1 pseudogene is annotated in these 316 nt (G+C 46.5%); it reads right to left on the bottom strand.

Going from position 1 to position 316, the window contains the following annotated elements:
- Positions 1 to 316: pseudogene (locus tag E1163_RS30015) on the bottom strand (hypothetical protein); the annotation flags it as partial.

Consider the following 316-nt stretch of genomic DNA (forward strand, 5'->3'; position numbering starts at 1 on the left):
CATCTTTGACCAATCCTTTTCACCAAAGAAATCCTCAAAATCATAAGTGTAAGGAATAGTTTGGAGAGTGTCGTTTTGGAATATCAAGGGGATGCTATCTTTCAATACCCGATAGGCCGACCAGTAAGTACTTACCCGGTCTTTGTCGCTGCCTTGGTAGGGGTAATCCGTTTGTGCCTTTAGCATGCCCGCCAGGTGTGCCAGGAAAGCAATGTGTGCTTGGAATACCTCATATTCCAATTTTCCATCCATGTAGGCATTTTCTGTCACAAACACCGCCCGTTTGAAGCTCAACGGCTCCGTGCCGTCCAGCATA

The organism is Fulvivirga kasyanovii (assembly GCF_009711405.1).
Lineage (GTDB): Bacteria > Bacteroidota > Bacteroidia > Cytophagales > Cyclobacteriaceae > Fulvivirga > Fulvivirga kasyanovii.